Raw genomic sequence first — 16953 nt, 5'->3', positions numbered from 1 at the left:
TCATTTCTCAGGAGTAAACCATTGGGTCGAAAACGGTGCAGGTTAAATCGCGGCGCCGCTTGCGGCGTCCGCGAGGTTCACACCGTCCCGCAACGCGGGTCGGGACGCGGGTTTGCGGGATTTTACGCGCCTTGGTTGGAGAAAGAAACAATCCGAAGCACGGCCCCGACGAAGCCGTCCGGATGTCAGACTATTGCCGAAGATTGGGCATTTGTCAGGAAGTCCCCAGCGAATTTTAGAGGTGAAAGGAGCTTATAGCAGTGAGCAATGATAAGAAAGAAAAGACCGGGATCTGGATGCCGCCCGATATGGTTAAGCAGATCGATGCTGTGTTTCCGCTGTATGAATGCTCGAGCCGGAGCGATTTCGTCTGCCGGGCGGTCAAATTTTACCTCGGCTTCCTTCAAACGAAAAACAGTACGGAGTACATCCACAAAACCACCCTTACGTTTCTGGAGGATCAGTTTGCAAAATTGGAAGCCCGTATCTGCCGTCAGCTGTTCCGGATGTGTGTGGAGCTCGCCATGGTCTCCCATATAACCGCGTGCCAGTTTAACCTGGACGATGAAGGGCTGAAAAAGCTTCGCAAAAAGTGTGTAAAGGATGTCAAATGTACAATCGGCAACATCCGCTTTGACAATATCTATTCGTATCAACATGAAGGACTTAACCCGGAGGAGGATGCGGATGAATCAGAGAATTGAGAAAATCACGGTATCTCTGCCAGTTGAAACCCTGCGACTTGCGGACGAGAACCGGGAGCGGCTCGGCTTCCAGAACCGTTCAGAGCTCATTGATGCCTCTATCCGGGAATTTGTAAGCCGGGATATTTTGCGGCAGTTTTCCGGTGAACTGGCGGAACTCTATGGAAAGATTGAGCGCAGCGAAATGAAGGATCTGGAGGAGCATCTGTCAAAGCTTTCCTACAAAATTGCGGTGGAGTTGGCGCAGGTCAACCTGCTTCTTGCGTCGCTGCTGGAGATTCCATATGACGAGACGCAGAAACTAAGGAGTTCAAAATTTTTGGCAAAGCGTATGTCTTTGGTTTCCTCCCGATCATTATCTTTTTCATGCTGGTCATCTTCATCATCATGCACATCTTGATGAAATACACGAAATTCGGCCGGTACTGCTATGCGATCGGCGGCAATGCCCAGGCGGCCAGAGCTTCCGGTATTGACGTTAAGAAGACGAAATGGACCGCCTTCATCATCTCCGGCACCTTGGCTGCTTTTGCAGGCGTCGTCATGATGGGCCGGCTGAACGCGGGGATTCCTTCGGAAGGCCTGGGCTATGAAACAGATGCCATCATGGCCACCGTCCTCGGCGGTACGAGCTTTACCGGGGGCATTGGCACCATGACCGGCACCATGATCGGCTCCGGCATCATCGGAGTTCTAAACAACATCATGAACCTCATGGGCGTCAACTCTTACATTCAAAAGGTATTGAAAGGCATTCTTATTATTCTGGCGGTTGTGTTCGACATTGCAACCAAAAACAAAAAGACGGCGGCAAAGATCATGGCCAGAAAGGATTCCTAAGTCAAGCACTCCCTAACTTTCTATGTAGCCGACGCTGAAAAGGCGTTTGCGTATTTTTCGAAGGAGGATATTTTGATGGAAAAGGCTAAAAAGTTGATTTCTGCGCTGTTACTGGTTTGCATGGTAGCATTTCCGTTCGGCGGCTGCTCCTCGGCGGAGTCTGGCAGCACGAGCCAAAGCACGTCCAGCGCGGGTGAATCTGCTTCCGCTGCGGCCGGAAGTACAGGTTCGGCAAGCTACGGACAGAAAAAGGTCGCATTCATTGCGACGGACATGTCCCTGACCTACGCTTCCTGGCTGTCGTCTTCTCTGAAGACGTTGAACAGCAAGTACCCCAACATAACCATCGACTACTTTGACGGCAAGGCAAGTACTGGCACTCAGCTGCAGATCATGGAAACCTGCGTGACGAAGGGCTATGACTACATCATTCTTCACCCCCAGGATCCTGACGCGGAAGCGGACACGGTCAAGGATATCATCGACAACGGTACGCCTGTCATGATGATTAATCAGAGCGACGGAGGTGTCAAAGAAGCATCGAACGTCAACTGTGACCCCGTCGCCTACGGCGAAATGATCGCAAAGGTGGCAAACGATATGCTGCCGGCCGGCAAAAAGTCCACATACAATGTGGTCGTGCTGCTTGGACCTTCCGGCAATTCCCACTCCATCGGCCGCCGTAAAGGCTACGAGAACGTTCTTTTCAGCAAGCGCAAAGATATCAAAATCCTGGGCGAACAGATCTGCGACTGGGACAAATCGAAGGGCATGGAGAAGATGGAAGACTGGCTCCAAACCTATAAGGATATCGACGCAGTCATCTCCATGAACGACGGCATGGCGCTCGGTGCCCTGGAAGCCGCGAAGGACGCGGGCCGCGATAAGGAAATGTTCTTCTTCGGCGTAGACGGACTTGCGGACTCCATCATCTCAATGAAGCAGGGCGGCCTGACCGCTACGGTCCAGCAGAGCGCATATACGCAGGCCAGCCAAGGCATGGAAATCATCGATAAGGTCTTCAAAGGCGAAGAGAAATTTGAAAAAGTCAATACCGACCCGGTTCTTATCACAAAGGACAACATGGATAAATTCTATCAATATTATCAGTCCATCGGCCTCATTAAATGAAAAACTGACAGTTTTACCGCCTTGGGCGCCGTAATCCGGGTTAGAATATGGCACTTACGGCGCCAAAATCATTAAAAAGTTTAAACTTTATGGATAAAGGAGATGGCATTTACGAAAATTGCAACATTGGTTGAACCTGAAAAAATCATAATGTCGGAAATTGCAGTGCCGGAACCGAAGGATGACGAAGTGCTGATTAAAATAAGCTATGTCGGAATCTGTGGGTCAGATATCCACGCATATTTTGGGCAGCATCCGTTTATTTCCTGTCCCATCGTCATGGGCCACGAATTCTCCGGCACGGTCGTGAAAATTGGCAGCGGGGTAAAGGGCATTGCCGTGGGGGACAAAGTCACGGCAATGCCGCAGGTGTTCTGCAAAGAATGCGAGCCCTGCCGCGAAGGCCGCTACAATATCTGTGACACACTGAAAGTGCTCGGCTGCCAGACACCCGGCGCGGCCTGCGAATATTATGCGGTCGGCGCAGAGCTGGTGAAAGTCGTCAACGGCAAGCTGCCGCTGGACCTGGCCGCGACAGTCGAGCCCGCGGCGGTCGGCCTGCACGCGGTCCGCCGCGCCGGGAGCGTAGCCGGAAAGAATGTCGTCGTTCTGGGTGCCGGCACCATCGGAAACCTCGCGGCGCAATCGGCCATGGCGGAGGGAGCGAAATCCGTGCTTATTTCGGACCTGTCCGACTATAGGCTGGGCGTCGCAAAGGAATGCGGCATTCCGTTTGCCGTCAACTCTGGCAAAGAGGACTTGGGCGAGGCGATCCGCGGGTATTTCAGGGGAGAAGGCGCCGATTTGTTTGTTGAGTGTGTCGGAATCGGCGCCACCGTCAACCAGGCAATCAGCCTTTCCAAGAAAGGCAACGACATTGTGGTCGTGGGCGTTTTCGGCAAGACCCCGGAGATCAACATGTCGTTCGTACAGGACCGCGAGTTGCGCCTGATGGGCTCACTGATGTACGTCGAAAAGGACTGGGATGACGTCACCGAATACCTAGGCACGGGCAGGATGAACACAAGGCCGCTGATTACGAGGGTATTCCCGTTCGACGAGTATTTCGATGCGTTCAAATATATTAAGGCAAACTCGGAAAAGAGCATGAAGATTCTGACCAAGGTAGACTGATAAAAATGCGGAGCAACGGGGAACGCCGGGCCCGGCTGGGCTTTTCGGTGAAGACCATTCGGATGATCCGCACAGCGAAGCACAGCATCGGTACGCATGATCTCACGCAGTATTCGTTTGCGGTAGACCGTGGCAACAAAAAAATCATGCTTCTGCATGTCGTTCCACCCCGCCGTAATCCGCAGCAGCATCCACAGCGAAGCACAAGTTTTGGCGCACCGTGCCTGCGATTGCGTCTCAGCCGCAGAGATCCTCAGCTTGGTTGAAAAGAAAGTCCATGTACTAAGCAGACACACTTAAAACTGTCTGCGAATCTTATTATACGAGGAAATGACTTATGCCACTGACAACATCGAAACAAATGCTTCTTGACGCGCAGAGGGGCGGCTATGCCGTCGGTGCCTTCAATGCCGAAAACATGGAAATGGTGCAGGCGATCATTGCGGCCGCCGAAGAGCTGCACGCTCCGGTCATGATCCAGACCACACCCGGCACAATCAAATATGCCGGTCTCGACCTGTATTGCGCAAACGTGAGCGCCGCGGCGAAGAATGCCTCCGTTCCCGTCGCAATGCACCTTGACCACGGGAACAGCTACGACCTCGCCGTTCAGGCCCTGCGGGCGGGGTATACGTCCATCATGATCGACGGTTCCAAAGAGGTTCTCGACAAAAACATTGCCATCACGAAGGCCGTGGTTTCCGCCTGTGCACCCTGCGGAATTCCCGTGGAAGGCGAACTCGGAAAGGTCGGCGGCAAGGAGGACGACACGGAAAGCTCCGGCACCGGCTATACCGACCCGGACGAAGCCGTCCGTTTCGTCGCGGAAACCGGCGTTTTCTCACTGGCCGTCGGTGTCGGCACGGCGCACGGCGTCTACAAGACGAAGCCCGTTCTGAATGTCGAGCTTATTTCCACCCTGCGCAAGGTCCTTACCGTCCCCATGGTTTTGCACGGCGCCTCAGGCCTGACGGACGAGGCAATCCGCAACTGCGTCAGCTGCGGCATCTGCAAGGTCAACTTCGCGACGGAGTTGCGCGTCGTGTTCAGCGACGCTGTGAAGGACTACTTAAAACAGGATCCTGGCGTGTTCGACCCGAAGCGATACGGTGCCAAAGCCCGCGAGGCGGTCAAGCGACAGGTCATGGAACGCATGAAGGTCTGCGGCTGCGACGGAAAAGCCTGAGTATTGCAAAGGAGAGAAAAGCGAAATGAAAGCGGGCTGTTTTACACAAGCGGATTCGAATTGATCAACCGCTCTTCGAAATAACCGGGGAGGTCAACGGGAAAATCATGCTCATCAACGAGGACTGACCCCGTTTTATTTTTGAATGGAGGTACCAAAAGATGAAAAACCCGATGCTCTATATGATAGAAGAACGGAAGGAAACCGGCAGGGGCGGTATCTATTCCTGCTGCAGCGCGAATGCTTATGTGCTGGAAGCGGCAATGGAAAGCGGCTTGGCGACCAACAGCCCGGTCCTGATCGAGTCTACGGCGAACCAGGTCAATCAGTTCGGAGGCTATACCGGCATGCGCCCGGCTGATTTTGTCAGGTTTGTGAATGGGATCGCGCAAAAAGTCGGGTTCCCGAAAGAGAAGCTGATTCTGGGCGGCGACCATCTCGGCCCGCTGACCTGGCAGGATGAAAACGAAGCGGAGGCAATGGAGAAATCCCGCGTGCTGCTGCATGACTACGCGGCTGCCGGCTTCACCAAGATCCACATCGACACCAGCATGCGCGTGGCGGACGACAACCGGAACACCCGCCTTTCCGAGGAAACGATCTCCCGCAGGGCGGCCGAACTCTGCCGGGTGGCGGAGGATGCATATGCCGAATATCAGCGGAGCAACCCGGAGGCCCCCAAGCCGGTCTATATCATCGGCAGCGAGGTTCCCATCCCCGGCGGTGCGCAGGAAAACGAGAGCTCGGTCGCGGTGACAAAGCCCGCGGAATTCAGGTCGACCTTTGAAGCGTTCCGCAAAGCCTTCGCCGCGAAGGGGCTGGAAGAAGCATTTTCCCGCGTGGTCGGCGTCGTGGTCCAGCCCGGCGTGGAATTCGCCGACGATTCCGTCATCGAATATGATCGGGCAGCCGCCAAAGAACTGACCGATTCTCTGAAGGACTACGGAGGCGTCGTGTTCGAGGGACACTCGACCGACTATCAGACGAAGGAAAAACTGAAAGAAATGGTGGAGGACGGCATCGCCATCCTGAAGGTCGGTCCCGCCTTCACGTTCGCGCTGCGCGAGGCGATCTTCGCGCTGGAGGATGTGGAAAAAACTGTGCTGCACAATTCCGGCATCGTTCTGTCCGAATTCAGGGAAACGCTGGAGCGCGCGATGCTTACCAACCCGGGCAACTGGAAAAAACATTACCACGGCACCGAGACGCAGAAGGCGATCAAGCGGAAATACAGCTTCTCCGACCGCGCGCGCTATTATCTGCCCGATCCGGAGGTGCAGGATTCCCTGAACACGCTGATCCAAAATGTGAACCACGCGGAAATCCCGCTCAATGTCATTGAGCAATATCTGCCCATACAATATCGGCAAATCCGGAAGGGGAAATTAAAGCCGGATGCCGAATCCATCATCAAAAGCGCAATCAAGGAATACATAAATGACTATCTCATTGCTACCGGTTATCTCCCCGCGGCCATCTCCGTTTAATACAGAAGAGCCACTGGAAAGAGAGTGTTAAATTGCAGCCCGGGCTGAGACTTAACGTCAAGCACCGACTGGGGTCGGGGCAAAACGCTCCCGCAATAATGGCCTTTTGTTCAGGAGAAATTAGTTTAGTTGTGATTTTATTGCGTCTGACAAGCAACATGAAAGAAGGTATCTTACTGGCTCGTGCTGAACAGACCCAAAATCTGAGTTTGACGGTTTAGTCAAAACGTATGAGTTCATCACGTCATATCAGAAATGGACCGACCTTGGAGATCTGCTAATTCCATCCGTTGAAAATAAAAGTGATATTCTGAAAACGGGTGCATTGGAAAAGCCGAAAAACTGGGATGCAATCTGAAATAGTGTATATGAGTTTTAATCTCCGGTTATGAGCATAATGGCCCGCCGTTTCCGCTATGGGAAACACCGGGCCATTCCTTTATTCTTTTTCTGCGATTTTTGTAAGTATTCCGCTCTTGTGCTTGACAAGTTGTATAACAGAGATAATCATTGCGGCTAACAGACTGACAATATTTGCTGTCGCTAAGGGATAAATAATTCTCTGTATGGGAGTGTGAATAGGCAAAAGGCTTAATATGAGCGGAAATAATCCTTTTTTATTCCTGTAATAACACCTTCTTGTTATTCAATTTCACCCTTAGCAAACCTTTGGATTGACAACGCTGCGGATACAGTTGTCAGAACAACGGCGGCAATCCAAAACTGTGGAAGATTGGCCGTTTGGGACGAACCGGAAAGGTGGCTCAGTTCTGAGGATATAAGGTATCCGGGATAATTAAACGGATAGGCCCACCAAATGGGCAGATTGGATACTAAAATTCCCGGCAGAACGAATACAAATTCGATCGCAATCGCCGCGATTGGACGATGTGTCAAAACCGTAATGGCCCAAAAAATTGTCACCATCGGCAAAGCCGACACAAACAGGAGTACGCACCATTTTAAGAGATAAGGTATTGGTGTGACTACCGAAACACCTGATACCATCGTTGTGATACTTCCCGCTGCGATAAACAGCAGAAAATAAAGGATTAATTCGACAGCAGTCAGCAACACAATGGTAATCAGCTTTGCCAACGCTATTTTTTCCTGCCGGATCGGGAGAGTCAAAACTTTGATGATGGAGCGGTGAGCATATTCTGTCTGAAGCATCATGACGCAAATGATAATCAAGCTAAGGGGCATCAGGTAATAGGCAAACATCAGGGAACTTTGGACAAACATCATTTCCCATGCGTTTTTAGGTTGACTAGAGAGATATTTACCGATGGAAGCCATTCCCGTTATAATCACGAGAATAGAAGGAACCGCCAGAAGCGGAAGAATCATCGAACGTTTGATTTTTTTAAATTCAAGCCGTACCCCGGAAAGCAAACTCATTGGTCCCACTCCTTCCTTTTCAAAACATTTTGTATAATGGCAAGCAATATGACCACATCAGCCACGGCAAGTGCAATTACAGCACTATTGGGCGTGCTTTTCGTAACCGTCGCCGGATAGAACAACAAAGCAAACGGATCGATCAAAAAAGCGGGATTTCCGTTTCCGGCCGCACCATATCCCAAACCACTGAACAAACCCGCCACGCCTATTCCGACCGTCACCCAAATGTTTTTGCTTAGGGCCGACATAAAAAGCATAAAAAGCATGGAAGGAACCGACAGTAAAAACACATAGCAGGAAAATGTCGCAATTGACCCGATACTTTCCCATTTCTGCGGCAGAAATAGAATTCCGGACACGGCAAGCCCCAAAAATTCAAATAGCAAAGCGGCGAGGAAAAGAAGCAGAAGAATCAGTGCCTTATTGCAAAACAATTTCTGCGCGCTGATCGGCAACGTCATCATCCGCTTGATTCCAAATGAGTTGTATTCAATGTAAAAGAGAAGCGAGGCTGCCACAGTAATGGATAAAACGTTCAGCAAAGCGATCATGCCATAGGTTTGTGTCAGCAGCCCGTCAATTGGGTCGACAGGTAGACGGAGAATTTTTTTCCCCTGTGTAGCAAAAAATGCATAAGCGTATAGCCCGCCTAAAATACCGGACAGCAGCATAATAAAGGCTAAATGAGTTCTTTTCAGTTTGCGCCATTCAATGAAAAAACAGGAATCAGGCATGTTTTCTTCCCTGCCTTTTTGCGTTATCCTGCTCCACCATAGCAAGGAACATTTCTTCTAAATTTGAGGTATCGAAGTTGTCTTGCTTTGCCTGCTCCCGGAGGTCATCCATGCTCCCTTCAAAAAGAAGATGCCCATGATTCAAAATGCCGACATCATCCGCCATCAGTTCTATCTCCGACAGCAGGTGGGATGAAATCAGAATGGTGCAGCCGATCTTTTCTGGAAGAGAACGAATCAGAGTTCGGATTTCGTGGATTCCAACCGGATCAAGGCCGTTGGTAGGCTCATCCAGAATCAGAATCGGCGGGTTTCCGATTAAGGCCGAGGCAAGCCCGAGACGCTGCTTCATTCCAAGGGAATACTTTTTTGCAAGCCGCTTTCCGAACTCGGAAAGGCCGACCAGCTCCAATGCACCCTGAACGCTTTCGGCCGGAAGCCCGAGAATGCGGCGGACAATGTCAAGATTTTCTTCTCCAGTAAGATTGGAATAGAAAGAGGGAGCTTCAATGAGCGAACCGATTTCGCTCAGAATTTTCACCCGGTCCTGCGGATAGCGTTTTCCGTCAATGGTAAATTTGCCACCGGTCGGGTCTGTCAGCCCGAGAAACATTTTCATCGTGGTTGATTTTCCGGCACCATTGGGGCCTAAAAAGCCGTAGATTTTTCCCTTGGCAACATGCAGATTCAGCCCGCTTACGGCTTGAAATCCTCTGAATGTTTTAGAAAGATTGTGCGTTTCGATGATATTCATTTTCTGTGCTCCTTATTTGTAATGCCCACAGTTTATCACCCGAACCTTATGCCATCCTGCGGCCAATCTTATATTTACCTTACTTTTTCGTGACGGTTTTGCATTGCGGAAGCCATATGGTATACTTTGATTAAGCTCTTCTGCGGAGGTACGTGGAATGGAAAGCAACATAAAAAATAAAAAGCTTCTGATCGTCGATGACGAACCGAAGCTTTTAAAATTGATTGTTTCAGTTCTGGAAGCGGACGGATACCACTCCATCGTGACCGCTTCCACGGTCGCAAGCGCCAAATCGGCCCTGGAGCGGGAGAGGCCGGCTCTCGCAATTTTGGATGTCATGCTGCCCGACGGGGACGGTTTTCATTTGATGCAGGATATTCGTGCGGCTTCCGATATCCCCGTCCTGTTTCTCACTGCCCGCGGGGACGCAGAAGATCGCTTTCGTGGGTTCGGTTTAGGTGCCGACGATTATATCATTAAGCCGTTTTTATCAAAAGAATTGCTGTTTCGCATCTATGCGGTGCTGCGCCGGACCTACAAAGAAAACGCAGTCGAGCTGTCACTGGAGGCCTGCACGGTTGATCTTGAAAAAGCCGAGGTTTATAAAAATGGGACTACGATTCCACTGACCGCGAAAGAACACGATATATTATCCGCCCTTTTTTCAAATGCGGGGAAAATTGTTACAATCGATTCGATCCTTCAATCCGTATGGGGAGATGCCTATTACGGTTACGAAAATACGTTGATGGGACACATCCGTAGAATCCGAGAGAAAATAGAATCCGATCCTTCAAAGCCCGTTTCTCTGATCACAGTAAAAGGATTGGGATACAAGCTGATGCTGAAGGGCAGATGAGAATAACGATGAAAAATATCCGGCATCTACTGAAACGAACGATATTAGGTTTGCTACTTTCCGCCTTTCTGATTCTGATTTTAGATATTCTGTTATACGTTATCGTATTCTATGGGATCATACGTTCTGATACAGTGCCGATCAGCCCCTCCACCGTGTTGAGTCAGACCTCTCAAAATCTGAAAGAAGAAGAAAATTCTTATAAACTCTCCACCTCATTTGAAAACAACCTTAAGCAGTGTCATGCATGGGCTATGCTTGTGGATCATATCTCAGGAAAGGTCTTGTGGGGCTATGCATTACCGTCCGATGTTGAAACCTCTTATACGATAGCAGACGCTGCGCAGTTTACGCAGGGGTATTTGAATGGCTATCCGGTTTTCTGCACGAAATACCACGATGATCTCTTAGTGGAGGGATATCCAAGAGGGACCTATTCCAACAACTTACGTGCCATTCCCGTGAATGCGATTCGTATCATTCCAGGCTTTGCCGTCACAATACTTTTGCTTGATCTTTTATTGATCGGAGTCATTTATTTTTGGGTCAGCCGCAAAACCATATTTTTCATCGATCCTCTTGTGGAAGGAGTCCAAGCCCTCTCAGAGGGGAAACCGGTACAATTAAAAGAATCGGGGACATTGGGACCTGTTTCCAAAAGTATTAATGAAACCTCCTGCGCCCTGCAAGAGAAGAATGCACAAATCAAGCGGAAGGATCAGGCGCGTACCAATTGGATCGCCGGTGTGTCGCACGATATTCGCACACCTCTTTCACTGGTAATGGGATATTCGGAGCAATTAGAGCAGGACGATGCGCTGAGTACGGAAAACCGCACCAAAGCATCCATCATTCGGATGCAAAGCATACGTATTAGGAATCTCATCAGCGACTTAAATCTGATTTCAAAACTGGAATATGATATGCAACCCATTCATATGCAAGCGATCAGGGCGGTAACAGTGCTTCGACAAGCCGCAGTCGATTTTTTAAACTCCAGCGTAGATAAAAACTATCCCATACACTGGGATATGGATAAGCAGGCGGATGATCTCATCATACGGGCAGATGCGGGACTTTTGGTGCGCGCCGTTTCTAATCTTATTCAAAACAGCCAATTGCACAATCCAAATGGGTGCGCCATATTTTTACGCTTGGAAAAGCAGGGCGACGTTTGTAAAATAGCAGTGGGAGATGATGGCGTCGGTGCTCAGCCGGATCAGTTAAAACAGCTTCAAAATACACCTCACTATATGATGAGTGAAGACAGCAATGGAGAACAGCGGCACGGGTTGGGGCTTTTGATTGTCCAGAAAATTGTAAAGGCTCATCATGGACAATTTGAGATTGATAGCACTCCCGGACATGGATTTAGAAACGTTTTGTCGCTGCCTTTAATCCAGCCGGATCGGAAACAGTACGAATAATTATGAAAAAGGACCGGTATGCAAGCGGATTATGACAGTTCAGGAATCAGGCGGACAAAAGAAGCCATACAGGAAACAGACCGATTGAGTATATAAAAGATATTCAAATGAAAGGACCTGCGATCCTTTAATAAATCGCAGGTCCTTTCATTTGATCAATCTATTTTTTTAAAATCCGGCCATCTTTCAATTAAAAAGATGTCCGAATGTTTCATTAAATAATTAGAAAGATCGCCTTTTGGATGGGAGTACTGAAACCATTTGCTGCACAGGTGTACAATTTGCATTAATGCTTCTTCTTCTGTTACTGTACTCTTCGATATCTCACTGTAATACATAGCATCCTCCTCAAACCTATCAAGATGCCTTCTGTAGATGTCTGTTTTGGATGAAGCCAATTATAAGCATCATTGCTAATGCGACTATACTTAAGTAAACGATAAATAACATGTGAGTATTTTTTGTGAAATATAGGAAAATAGAAAACGCTAAAACAACTGCTAATAATTTTCTGACAGTTTTTCCATAGTATTGCTTTTCTAAGGAATCTAAGGGCTTATTTTTATTAGAAACCGGTGCTAAAAAGAAAATAGCAAAAAAGAATGGGATGAAAGTCCAACTCATTAGATATGTTTGAAATGGAAAATATTTTGTTAATAGTACTACAGAAATAATCATAAGCCAAGATATCGCATAGCAGCCGAATTTTGTTTTTGCGTGGTATCCGCCCGCGTAGATTCTAAGAGTCAAATAGAAAACAAGGTACAAAAGAGTTTCTAAAAACAATCCGCAGCTCAGGCCAATGAGGAGCATTGTAGAGATGTGGATACATTTGAGAAGAGCAGTCTCGACACCAAATTGATAAATTTCTTTATCATCCGAAGTGACAAGGCCGCTCTTACACAATGCATCGACAATCTTATCGACGAGGATTTTGAACATTAGAATTTTCTAAGCCTTTTTGCAGCGGATGGCAGTTTCGGCTGATATGACAAGCATATACAAGAAGTATTGGCGGATTGATACGCCTCTAAAAATGCTACTTTGGATACCAGCTTTAATGCGAACGTTTTGATGCTATTCTTTTTGCTGTCCAAGTTAACCACTCCTTATATAAATTTGCTTACATTATAATGATAGCTCGAGCAAATTCAATAAGTTTTGTCCAACTTACAGCTTTTTCGACTGAAATACATATTATATTATGATTTGGAAAATATCGCTTTTGCTTGACTAAGCCGGGGGAAACATTATACTCACAGAGAATTTATCCGGCTCTACGCTTATACAAATGTCTCCATCATATTTTTTAACGGAAGCTTCAACATTGGATAAGCCTACTGCGCTATGACTTTTTTTGCTTGAAACAAATTTTCCATCGATTGTTTTCGGTGCATTATCGATGGTGTTAATAAGATTTATGATCAACATATTATTAAATTTGTAAATACGAAGCTCAATTTGCTTTTTATCAGTTGATATCCTGCTGCAGGCTTCTATTGCATTATCGAAGAGATTTGCGAAAATAGCAGTTATATCTATATTTTCCATAAAACTTAGATCAAGGTTTTCGACCGAATAGATAAATTCAATGTGATTAAGGTTGCATATTTTAATTTTTTCATTAATAATAATATTGAGTATCTGATTATTGCTTTTAAATTTCATACTGAGATTTTCTATTATATTTGTCAATTTTTTGGAATATTCCAGTCCCTCATCCACTTGGTTGGCTTTAAATAGGGTTTCTATTACACTTAAATGATTTTTAATATCATGAGTTACTTTTTGGGAGTTGTTATAATCAATTTCTAATTGCTGGTAAAATTTATATTGCATATCAAGTTGTTGCTTCATTAATGAGTAGTCTCTTTCCAATTGATTGGACTTCAAGATATTTTTAAACAGATAAATGATAGCAAAGTTAACAATGACAGAAAAAATTGACAGTAGAGTAATAATAAAATATGAGATGCCTTCACTATATTGATATGTGGCGATAACAGCAATTATATAGATGATCGCAATATTTAAAATAGGTATAATGCTAAACAATATGGTTTGTCTTAAATATAAATTATAAGTGCTTTGTTTAAAAATATAAACTAATAGTTCTTTAGCTCCCAACAGGATCACTTGTATCATGACAACATCCGGAAGAAAAAAGATCGATTGGTTTTCATAAATCGGCAAGTAACCAGTTATTATCGAAAATAGGGAAGAAATAAGGGTATCGCAACCGGCAAAAGTAATGATTAAAATTATTATGTGTATGACTTCTTTAAGTTCTCTTTGTTTATAAATAAAAAACCATATTGCAAAAACGCAGATTACAAAATAGGAAATATTATAGATTGGATTGCTTAAACTATTTATGTAAAGCCATAGACTCACAAATACGATATAGCTTATTATTCGCTTCATTTTAGGAAGTTTAGTTTGGTACATGTCGTCCATGAAGCCATATATAACATATACTTCGAAAGTACATGAGATAATATAAGATATCCATGCTATTATTGGATTAGACATTGTTTTAACCTCTGAATAATAGATTAAAATTGTTTTTTAAATATGAATGAAATTCCGATTTAAATTCAACTGCCCTTTTCTGAGAAATAGGAATTTTCATTCCATTTGTGAGAATAATGTCATATCCTTTTACACTGGAAACATGTAAAAAATTGATTACGAAACTTTTATGCGGCATTGCAAAACCATAGGGTTTAAATTTATCGAAAATATTGATTACACTATCCGATATTATATAAGCAATGTTTTTGCACTGCACTTTTGTTTTATGGTTGTATGATTCGAAATAATAAATGTCTTTTGTATCTATTGTTTTAATCCCGGCATTTGTATTAAAGGTATAGGTTACCCTTTGAGATTCCTGGTATGAGTAAGCTATAATATCGTCGATCTGGTCACAGATTTGTTTGCATGATACCGGCTTCACGATGTAGCCAAATGCTCTTACGGTGAAAGCGTCTGTTTGATAATTTGAAAAGTTGGTCACGTAGATAATTTTCGTATGCTTGTCTTTTTTTCTGATCTCGACGGCCGTTTGAATACCATCAAGCTGTTCCATCTGTATGTCAAGAAAAATAGCGTGAAACTTTTTAGGACTTTTTAGCAAATCGCAACCATTTTCGAATTTAGAAATTATCACCTGCAGATGGATTTTTTTACAATGGTTCTCAATCATAGCTCTTATGGTTTCAAGTTCCGCTTTATCATCATCACATAAGGCAATTTCTAACACTATTATCATTCCCAACAATAATAATTACTCTTGAGAACATAATATCACAATTAAATAATTACTGTATTGCTTCGAGAAAATTCCGACAAAAATTTCGTTGTTAAACTAAGATTTTTATATCGGACCGCAATCGTTTATCCGGTTCATAATTTGACATAATTCTTGAGGCTATTTCCTCTAGTGGTATTATTGGCATAAAAAATCCCCCAAACCCGCGAGCTTGGAGGATTCGTATCAAATGAGACATAAGGAATGTCCCGCCGAACCCTTGCTTTTTTATTTGGCGGGCTTATCTTTTTCTTATTTAAGCAGTTGGCAACATTAGTACGGAATAAGGCTATTTTTCTATCGTATGGATCAGATTGACCATCTCAATCGCGCCTTCCGCACAGTCAAAGCCCTTGTTGCCTGCCTTGGTCCCGGCGCGCTCGATGGCTTGCTCAATATTTTCCGTCGTAAGTACGCCGAACATCACCGGAACTCCGCTGGCAAGCGCCGTCTGTGCAATGCCTTTGGATACCTCGTTACAAACATAGTCGTAATGGCTTGTGCTTCCGCGGATCACAGCGCCGAGGCAGATCACCGCGTCATATTTTCCGCTTTTCGCCATTTTTGACGCGATCAGCGGAATTTCAAACGCGCCGGGGACCCATGCAACATCGATGCTGTCCTCCGATACGTCGTGGCGCTTCAGGCCATCCAATGCGCCGGACAGTAATTTCGAGGTGATAAATTCATTGAAGCGGGCGGCTACAATGCCGATCCGGATCTCTTTGGACACCAGTTTTCCTTCGAAAATATTCATTGTAAAAACTCCTTCAATAATTGAGAATATGTCCCATCTTGGACTGCTTTGTTTTTAGATAAAACAGGTCGTAGGGGGTGGCGTCCATTTGGATTGGGACCCGCTCTACAATCTCCATGCCGTAATCGGCAAGCTGATACACCTTGTCGGGATTATTGGTCAAAAGCCGCAGCGTTTTGGCTCCCAAATCCCGGAGAATCTGTGCGCCGATGAAATATTCCCGCAAATCGCCCGCAAAGCCAAGCGCCTTGTTCGCTTCCAGCGTGTCCATGCCCTGATCCTGCAATTCATAGGCCCGGAGCTTATTGATCAGCCCGATGCCCCGGCCTTCCTGCCGCATGTAGAGCAGAATACCGCGTCCCTCCCGTTCGATCTGCGTCATGGCGGACGCGAACTGCTGTCCGCAGTCGCAGCGGAGGGAGCCGAACGCATCGCCGGTCAGGCATTCGGAATGGACGCGGCACAACAGGTTCCCCCCATCTCCGATTTCTCCCTTGACCAGCGCGACGTGATGCTCCCCGTTGAGTTTGTTGACATATCCATATGCGGTGAAATTTCCGTACCGGGTGGGCATCTTGGCAACGGCGATACGCTCGACCAGCTTATCGTGCTTTTTCCGGTAGTCCTGCAAGTCCTTGATGGTGATAAAGGCCAGCCCCCATTGACCGGCGAGCTGAATCAGTCCGGGTGTCCGCATCATTCGTCCGTCTGCGCTCATGACCTCACAGCACAGGCCGCACTCCGTAAGGCCCGCAAGCCTCAGCAGGTCCACGGTAGCCTCCGTATGCCCGCTCCGTTCCAGAGTCCCGTTCGGTTTCGCCATCAGCGGAAACATATGGCCGGGGCGGCGGAAATCCTCGGGCTTTGCGCTGCCGCTTACACAGGCGCGGGCCGTGATGCCCCGTTCTTCGGCGGAAATGCCCGTTGTGGTGCTTACATGGTCGACGGAAACCGTAAACGCCGTTTCATGATTGTCGGTATTGTCGGAAACCATCTGCGGAAACCGGAGCTTTTGACAGAGCGCAATGCTCATGGGCATACAAATCAGCCCTTTGCCGTGCACCGCCATAAAATTGACGTTTTCCGTCGTGGCGAATTCAGAGGCGCAGATCAGATCCCCTTCGTTTTCCCGATTTTCATCATCCGTTACTAAGATGATTTTTCCCTGGCGCAAATCGTCAAGCGCCTTTTCTATCGTACTGAACGCAAACATGCCGATCCCT

Annotated in this window: 19 protein-coding genes; 10 read left to right on the top strand and 9 right to left on the bottom strand. The window is 46.9% G+C overall.

Annotation, left to right across the window (positions count from 1 at the left end; translation table 11 throughout):
• Positions 1-260 precede the first annotated feature (260 nt).
• From EQM14_RS11500 to EQM14_RS11465, 8 genes are all read left to right on the top strand, one after another.
• Complete coding sequence (locus tag EQM14_RS11500; RefSeq protein WP_128743173.1) at positions 261-704, top strand: hypothetical protein; 444 nt, start codon at positions 261-263, stop codon at positions 702-704.
• A complete protein-coding gene (locus EQM14_RS11495) occupies positions 688-1104 on the top strand; it encodes a ribbon-helix-helix domain-containing protein (protein ID WP_128743172.1) in 417 nt (138 codons plus the stop codon). Before EQM14_RS11500 ends, EQM14_RS11495 begins: the two co-directional genes overlap by 17 nt.
• Positions 1071-1544: an ABC transporter permease gene (locus EQM14_RS11490; protein ID WP_128743171.1), complete on the top strand. Its 474-nt coding sequence runs from the start codon at positions 1071-1073 to the stop codon at positions 1542-1544. The genes EQM14_RS11495 and EQM14_RS11490 overlap by 34 nt, the downstream gene beginning before the upstream one ends.
• A 75-nt stretch (positions 1545-1619) precedes the next feature.
• Complete coding sequence (locus EQM14_RS11485; protein WP_128743170.1) at positions 1620-2675, top strand: sugar ABC transporter substrate-binding protein; 1056 nt, start codon at positions 1620-1622, stop codon at positions 2673-2675.
• Between the two features lie 150 nt (positions 2676-2825).
• On the top strand, positions 2826-3809 hold the full coding sequence (locus EQM14_RS11480; RefSeq protein WP_164919059.1) for a zinc-dependent alcohol dehydrogenase: 984 nt from the start codon (positions 2826-2828) through the stop codon (positions 3807-3809).
• A gap of 5 nt (positions 3810-3814) precedes the next feature.
• Complete coding sequence (locus tag EQM14_RS17035; protein WP_128743168.1) at positions 3815-4075, top strand: putative PEP-binding protein; 261 nt, start codon at positions 3815-3817, stop codon at positions 4073-4075.
• Between the two features lie 71 nt (positions 4076-4146).
• Complete coding sequence (locus EQM14_RS11470; protein WP_128743167.1) at positions 4147-4995, top strand: class II fructose-bisphosphate aldolase; 849 nt, start codon at positions 4147-4149, stop codon at positions 4993-4995.
• Positions 4996-5156: 161 nt separating this feature from the next.
• Complete coding sequence (locus tag EQM14_RS11465; RefSeq protein ID WP_128743166.1) at positions 5157-6482, top strand: class II D-tagatose-bisphosphate aldolase, non-catalytic subunit; 1326 nt, start codon at positions 5157-5159, stop codon at positions 6480-6482.
• A 642-nt stretch (positions 6483-7124) separates the two neighbouring features.
• Here the strand turns inward: EQM14_RS11465 and EQM14_RS11460 are convergent.
• The 3 genes from EQM14_RS11460 to EQM14_RS11450 are packed head-to-tail and all read right to left on the bottom strand — an operon-like array spanning position 7125 to position 9374.
• Complete coding sequence (locus tag EQM14_RS11460) at positions 7125-7883, bottom strand: ABC transporter permease (protein WP_128743165.1); 759 nt, start codon at positions 7881-7883, stop codon at positions 7125-7127.
• Entirely contained in the window at positions 7880-8620 is a 741-nt protein-coding gene (locus EQM14_RS11455) for an ABC transporter permease (RefSeq protein ID WP_128743164.1), read from the bottom strand. Before EQM14_RS11455 ends, EQM14_RS11460 begins: the two co-directional genes overlap by 4 nt.
• A complete protein-coding gene (locus EQM14_RS11450) occupies positions 8613-9374 on the bottom strand; it encodes an ABC transporter ATP-binding protein (protein WP_128743163.1) in 762 nt (253 codons plus the stop codon). Before EQM14_RS11450 ends, EQM14_RS11455 begins: the two co-directional genes overlap by 8 nt.
• A gap of 157 nt (positions 9375-9531) precedes the next feature.
• On the opposite strand from EQM14_RS11450, the gene EQM14_RS11445 reads away from it, so the two are divergent.
• Both EQM14_RS11445 and EQM14_RS11440 read left to right on the top strand, forming a co-directional pair.
• Positions 9532-10233 carry a response regulator transcription factor gene (locus tag EQM14_RS11445; RefSeq protein WP_128743162.1) on the top strand — a complete coding sequence of 234 codons (702 nt, stop codon included), beginning with the start codon at positions 9532-9534 and terminating at the stop codon, positions 10231-10233.
• 8 nt (positions 10234-10241) lie between these two features.
• Positions 10242-11660 carry a sensor histidine kinase gene (locus tag EQM14_RS11440; protein WP_164919057.1) on the top strand — a complete coding sequence of 473 codons (1419 nt, stop codon included), beginning with the start codon at positions 10242-10244 and terminating at the stop codon, positions 11658-11660.
• A gap of 357 nt (positions 11661-12017) precedes the next feature.
• Here EQM14_RS11440 and EQM14_RS17030 read toward each other — a convergent pair whose 3' ends face one another.
• The 6 genes from EQM14_RS17030 to EQM14_RS11410 all read right to left on the bottom strand — a co-directional run bounded on the left by EQM14_RS17030 (position 12018) and on the right by EQM14_RS11410 (position 16943).
• Positions 12018-12602, bottom strand: coding sequence for an accessory gene regulator ArgB-like protein (locus tag EQM14_RS17030; RefSeq protein ID WP_128743160.1), 585 nt, complete (start codon positions 12600-12602; stop codon positions 12018-12020).
• On the bottom strand, positions 12602-12766 hold the full coding sequence (locus EQM14_RS11430) for a cyclic lactone autoinducer peptide (RefSeq protein WP_243112516.1): 165 nt from the start codon (positions 12764-12766) through the stop codon (positions 12602-12604). Before EQM14_RS11430 ends, EQM14_RS17030 begins: the two co-directional genes overlap by 1 nt.
• A 127-nt stretch (positions 12767-12893) precedes the next feature.
• Complete coding sequence (locus tag EQM14_RS11425; protein ID WP_164919056.1) at positions 12894-13805, bottom strand: sensor histidine kinase; 912 nt, start codon at positions 13803-13805, stop codon at positions 12894-12896.
• 391 nt (positions 13806-14196) lie between these two features.
• Positions 14197-14925 carry a LytR/AlgR family response regulator transcription factor gene (locus tag EQM14_RS11420; protein ID WP_164919055.1) on the bottom strand — a complete coding sequence of 243 codons (729 nt, stop codon included), beginning with the start codon at positions 14923-14925 and terminating at the stop codon, positions 14197-14199.
• A gap of 337 nt (positions 14926-15262) precedes the next feature.
• Entirely contained in the window at positions 15263-15730 is a 468-nt protein-coding gene (ribH, locus tag EQM14_RS11415; protein WP_128743157.1) for a 6,7-dimethyl-8-ribityllumazine synthase, read from the bottom strand.
• A gap of 13 nt (positions 15731-15743) precedes the next feature.
• Positions 15744-16943, bottom strand: a complete 1200-nt coding sequence (locus EQM14_RS11410) for a bifunctional 3,4-dihydroxy-2-butanone-4-phosphate synthase/GTP cyclohydrolase II (protein WP_128743156.1) — start codon at positions 16941-16943, stop codon at positions 15744-15746.
• Positions 16944-16953 lie beyond the last annotated feature (10 nt).

Source organism: Caproiciproducens sp. NJN-50 (assembly GCF_004103755.1).
Taxonomy (GTDB): Bacteria; Bacillota; Clostridia; order Oscillospirales; family Acutalibacteraceae; genus Caproicibacter.
The sequence above is the reverse complement of the archived record's forward strand: the minus strand, read 5'-3'. Positions and strand labels throughout refer to the sequence as shown.

Bases quoted from the DNA above. Each gene is read 5' to 3' on its own strand.
- EQM14_RS11425 (WP_164919056.1), bottom strand. From the start codon at position 13,805: ATGATACAAGTGATCCTGTTGGGAGCTAAAGAACTATTAGTTTATATT.
- EQM14_RS11470 (WP_128743167.1), top strand. From the start codon at position 4,147: ATGCCACTGACAACATCGAAACAAATGCTTCTTGACGCGCAGAGGGGC.
- EQM14_RS11410 (WP_128743156.1), bottom strand. From the start codon at position 16,943: ATGTTTGCGTTCAGTACGATAGAAAAGGCGCTTGACGATTTGCGCCAG.
- EQM14_RS11480 (WP_164919059.1), top strand. From the start codon at position 2,826: ATGTCGGAAATTGCAGTGCCGGAACCGAAGGATGACGAAGTGCTGATT.
- EQM14_RS11485 (WP_128743170.1), top strand. From the start codon at position 1,620: ATGGAAAAGGCTAAAAAGTTGATTTCTGCGCTGTTACTGGTTTGCATG.
- EQM14_RS11445 (WP_128743162.1), top strand. From the start codon at position 9,532: ATGGAAAGCAACATAAAAAATAAAAAGCTTCTGATCGTCGATGACGAA.
- EQM14_RS11490 (WP_128743171.1), top strand. From the start codon at position 1,071: ATGCTGGTCATCTTCATCATCATGCACATCTTGATGAAATACACGAAA.
- EQM14_RS11460 (WP_128743165.1), bottom strand. From the start codon at position 7,883: ATGAGTTTGCTTTCCGGGGTACGGCTTGAATTTAAAAAAATCAAACGT.
- EQM14_RS11495 (WP_128743172.1), top strand. From the start codon at position 688: ATGAATCAGAGAATTGAGAAAATCACGGTATCTCTGCCAGTTGAAACC.
- EQM14_RS11465 (WP_128743166.1), top strand. From the start codon at position 5,157: ATGAAAAACCCGATGCTCTATATGATAGAAGAACGGAAGGAAACCGGC.
- EQM14_RS17035 (WP_128743168.1), top strand. From the start codon at position 3,815: ATGCGGAGCAACGGGGAACGCCGGGCCCGGCTGGGCTTTTCGGTGAAG.
- EQM14_RS11440 (WP_164919057.1), top strand. From the start codon at position 10,242: ATGAAAAATATCCGGCATCTACTGAAACGAACGATATTAGGTTTGCTA.
- ribH (WP_128743157.1), bottom strand. From the start codon at position 15,730: ATGAATATTTTCGAAGGAAAACTGGTGTCCAAAGAGATCCGGATCGGC.
- EQM14_RS17030 (WP_128743160.1), bottom strand. From the start codon at position 12,602: ATGTTCAAAATCCTCGTCGATAAGATTGTCGATGCATTGTGTAAGAGC.
- EQM14_RS11455 (WP_128743164.1), bottom strand. From the start codon at position 8,620: ATGCCTGATTCCTGTTTTTTCATTGAATGGCGCAAACTGAAAAGAACT.
- EQM14_RS11450 (WP_128743163.1), bottom strand. From the start codon at position 9,374: ATGAATATCATCGAAACGCACAATCTTTCTAAAACATTCAGAGGATTT.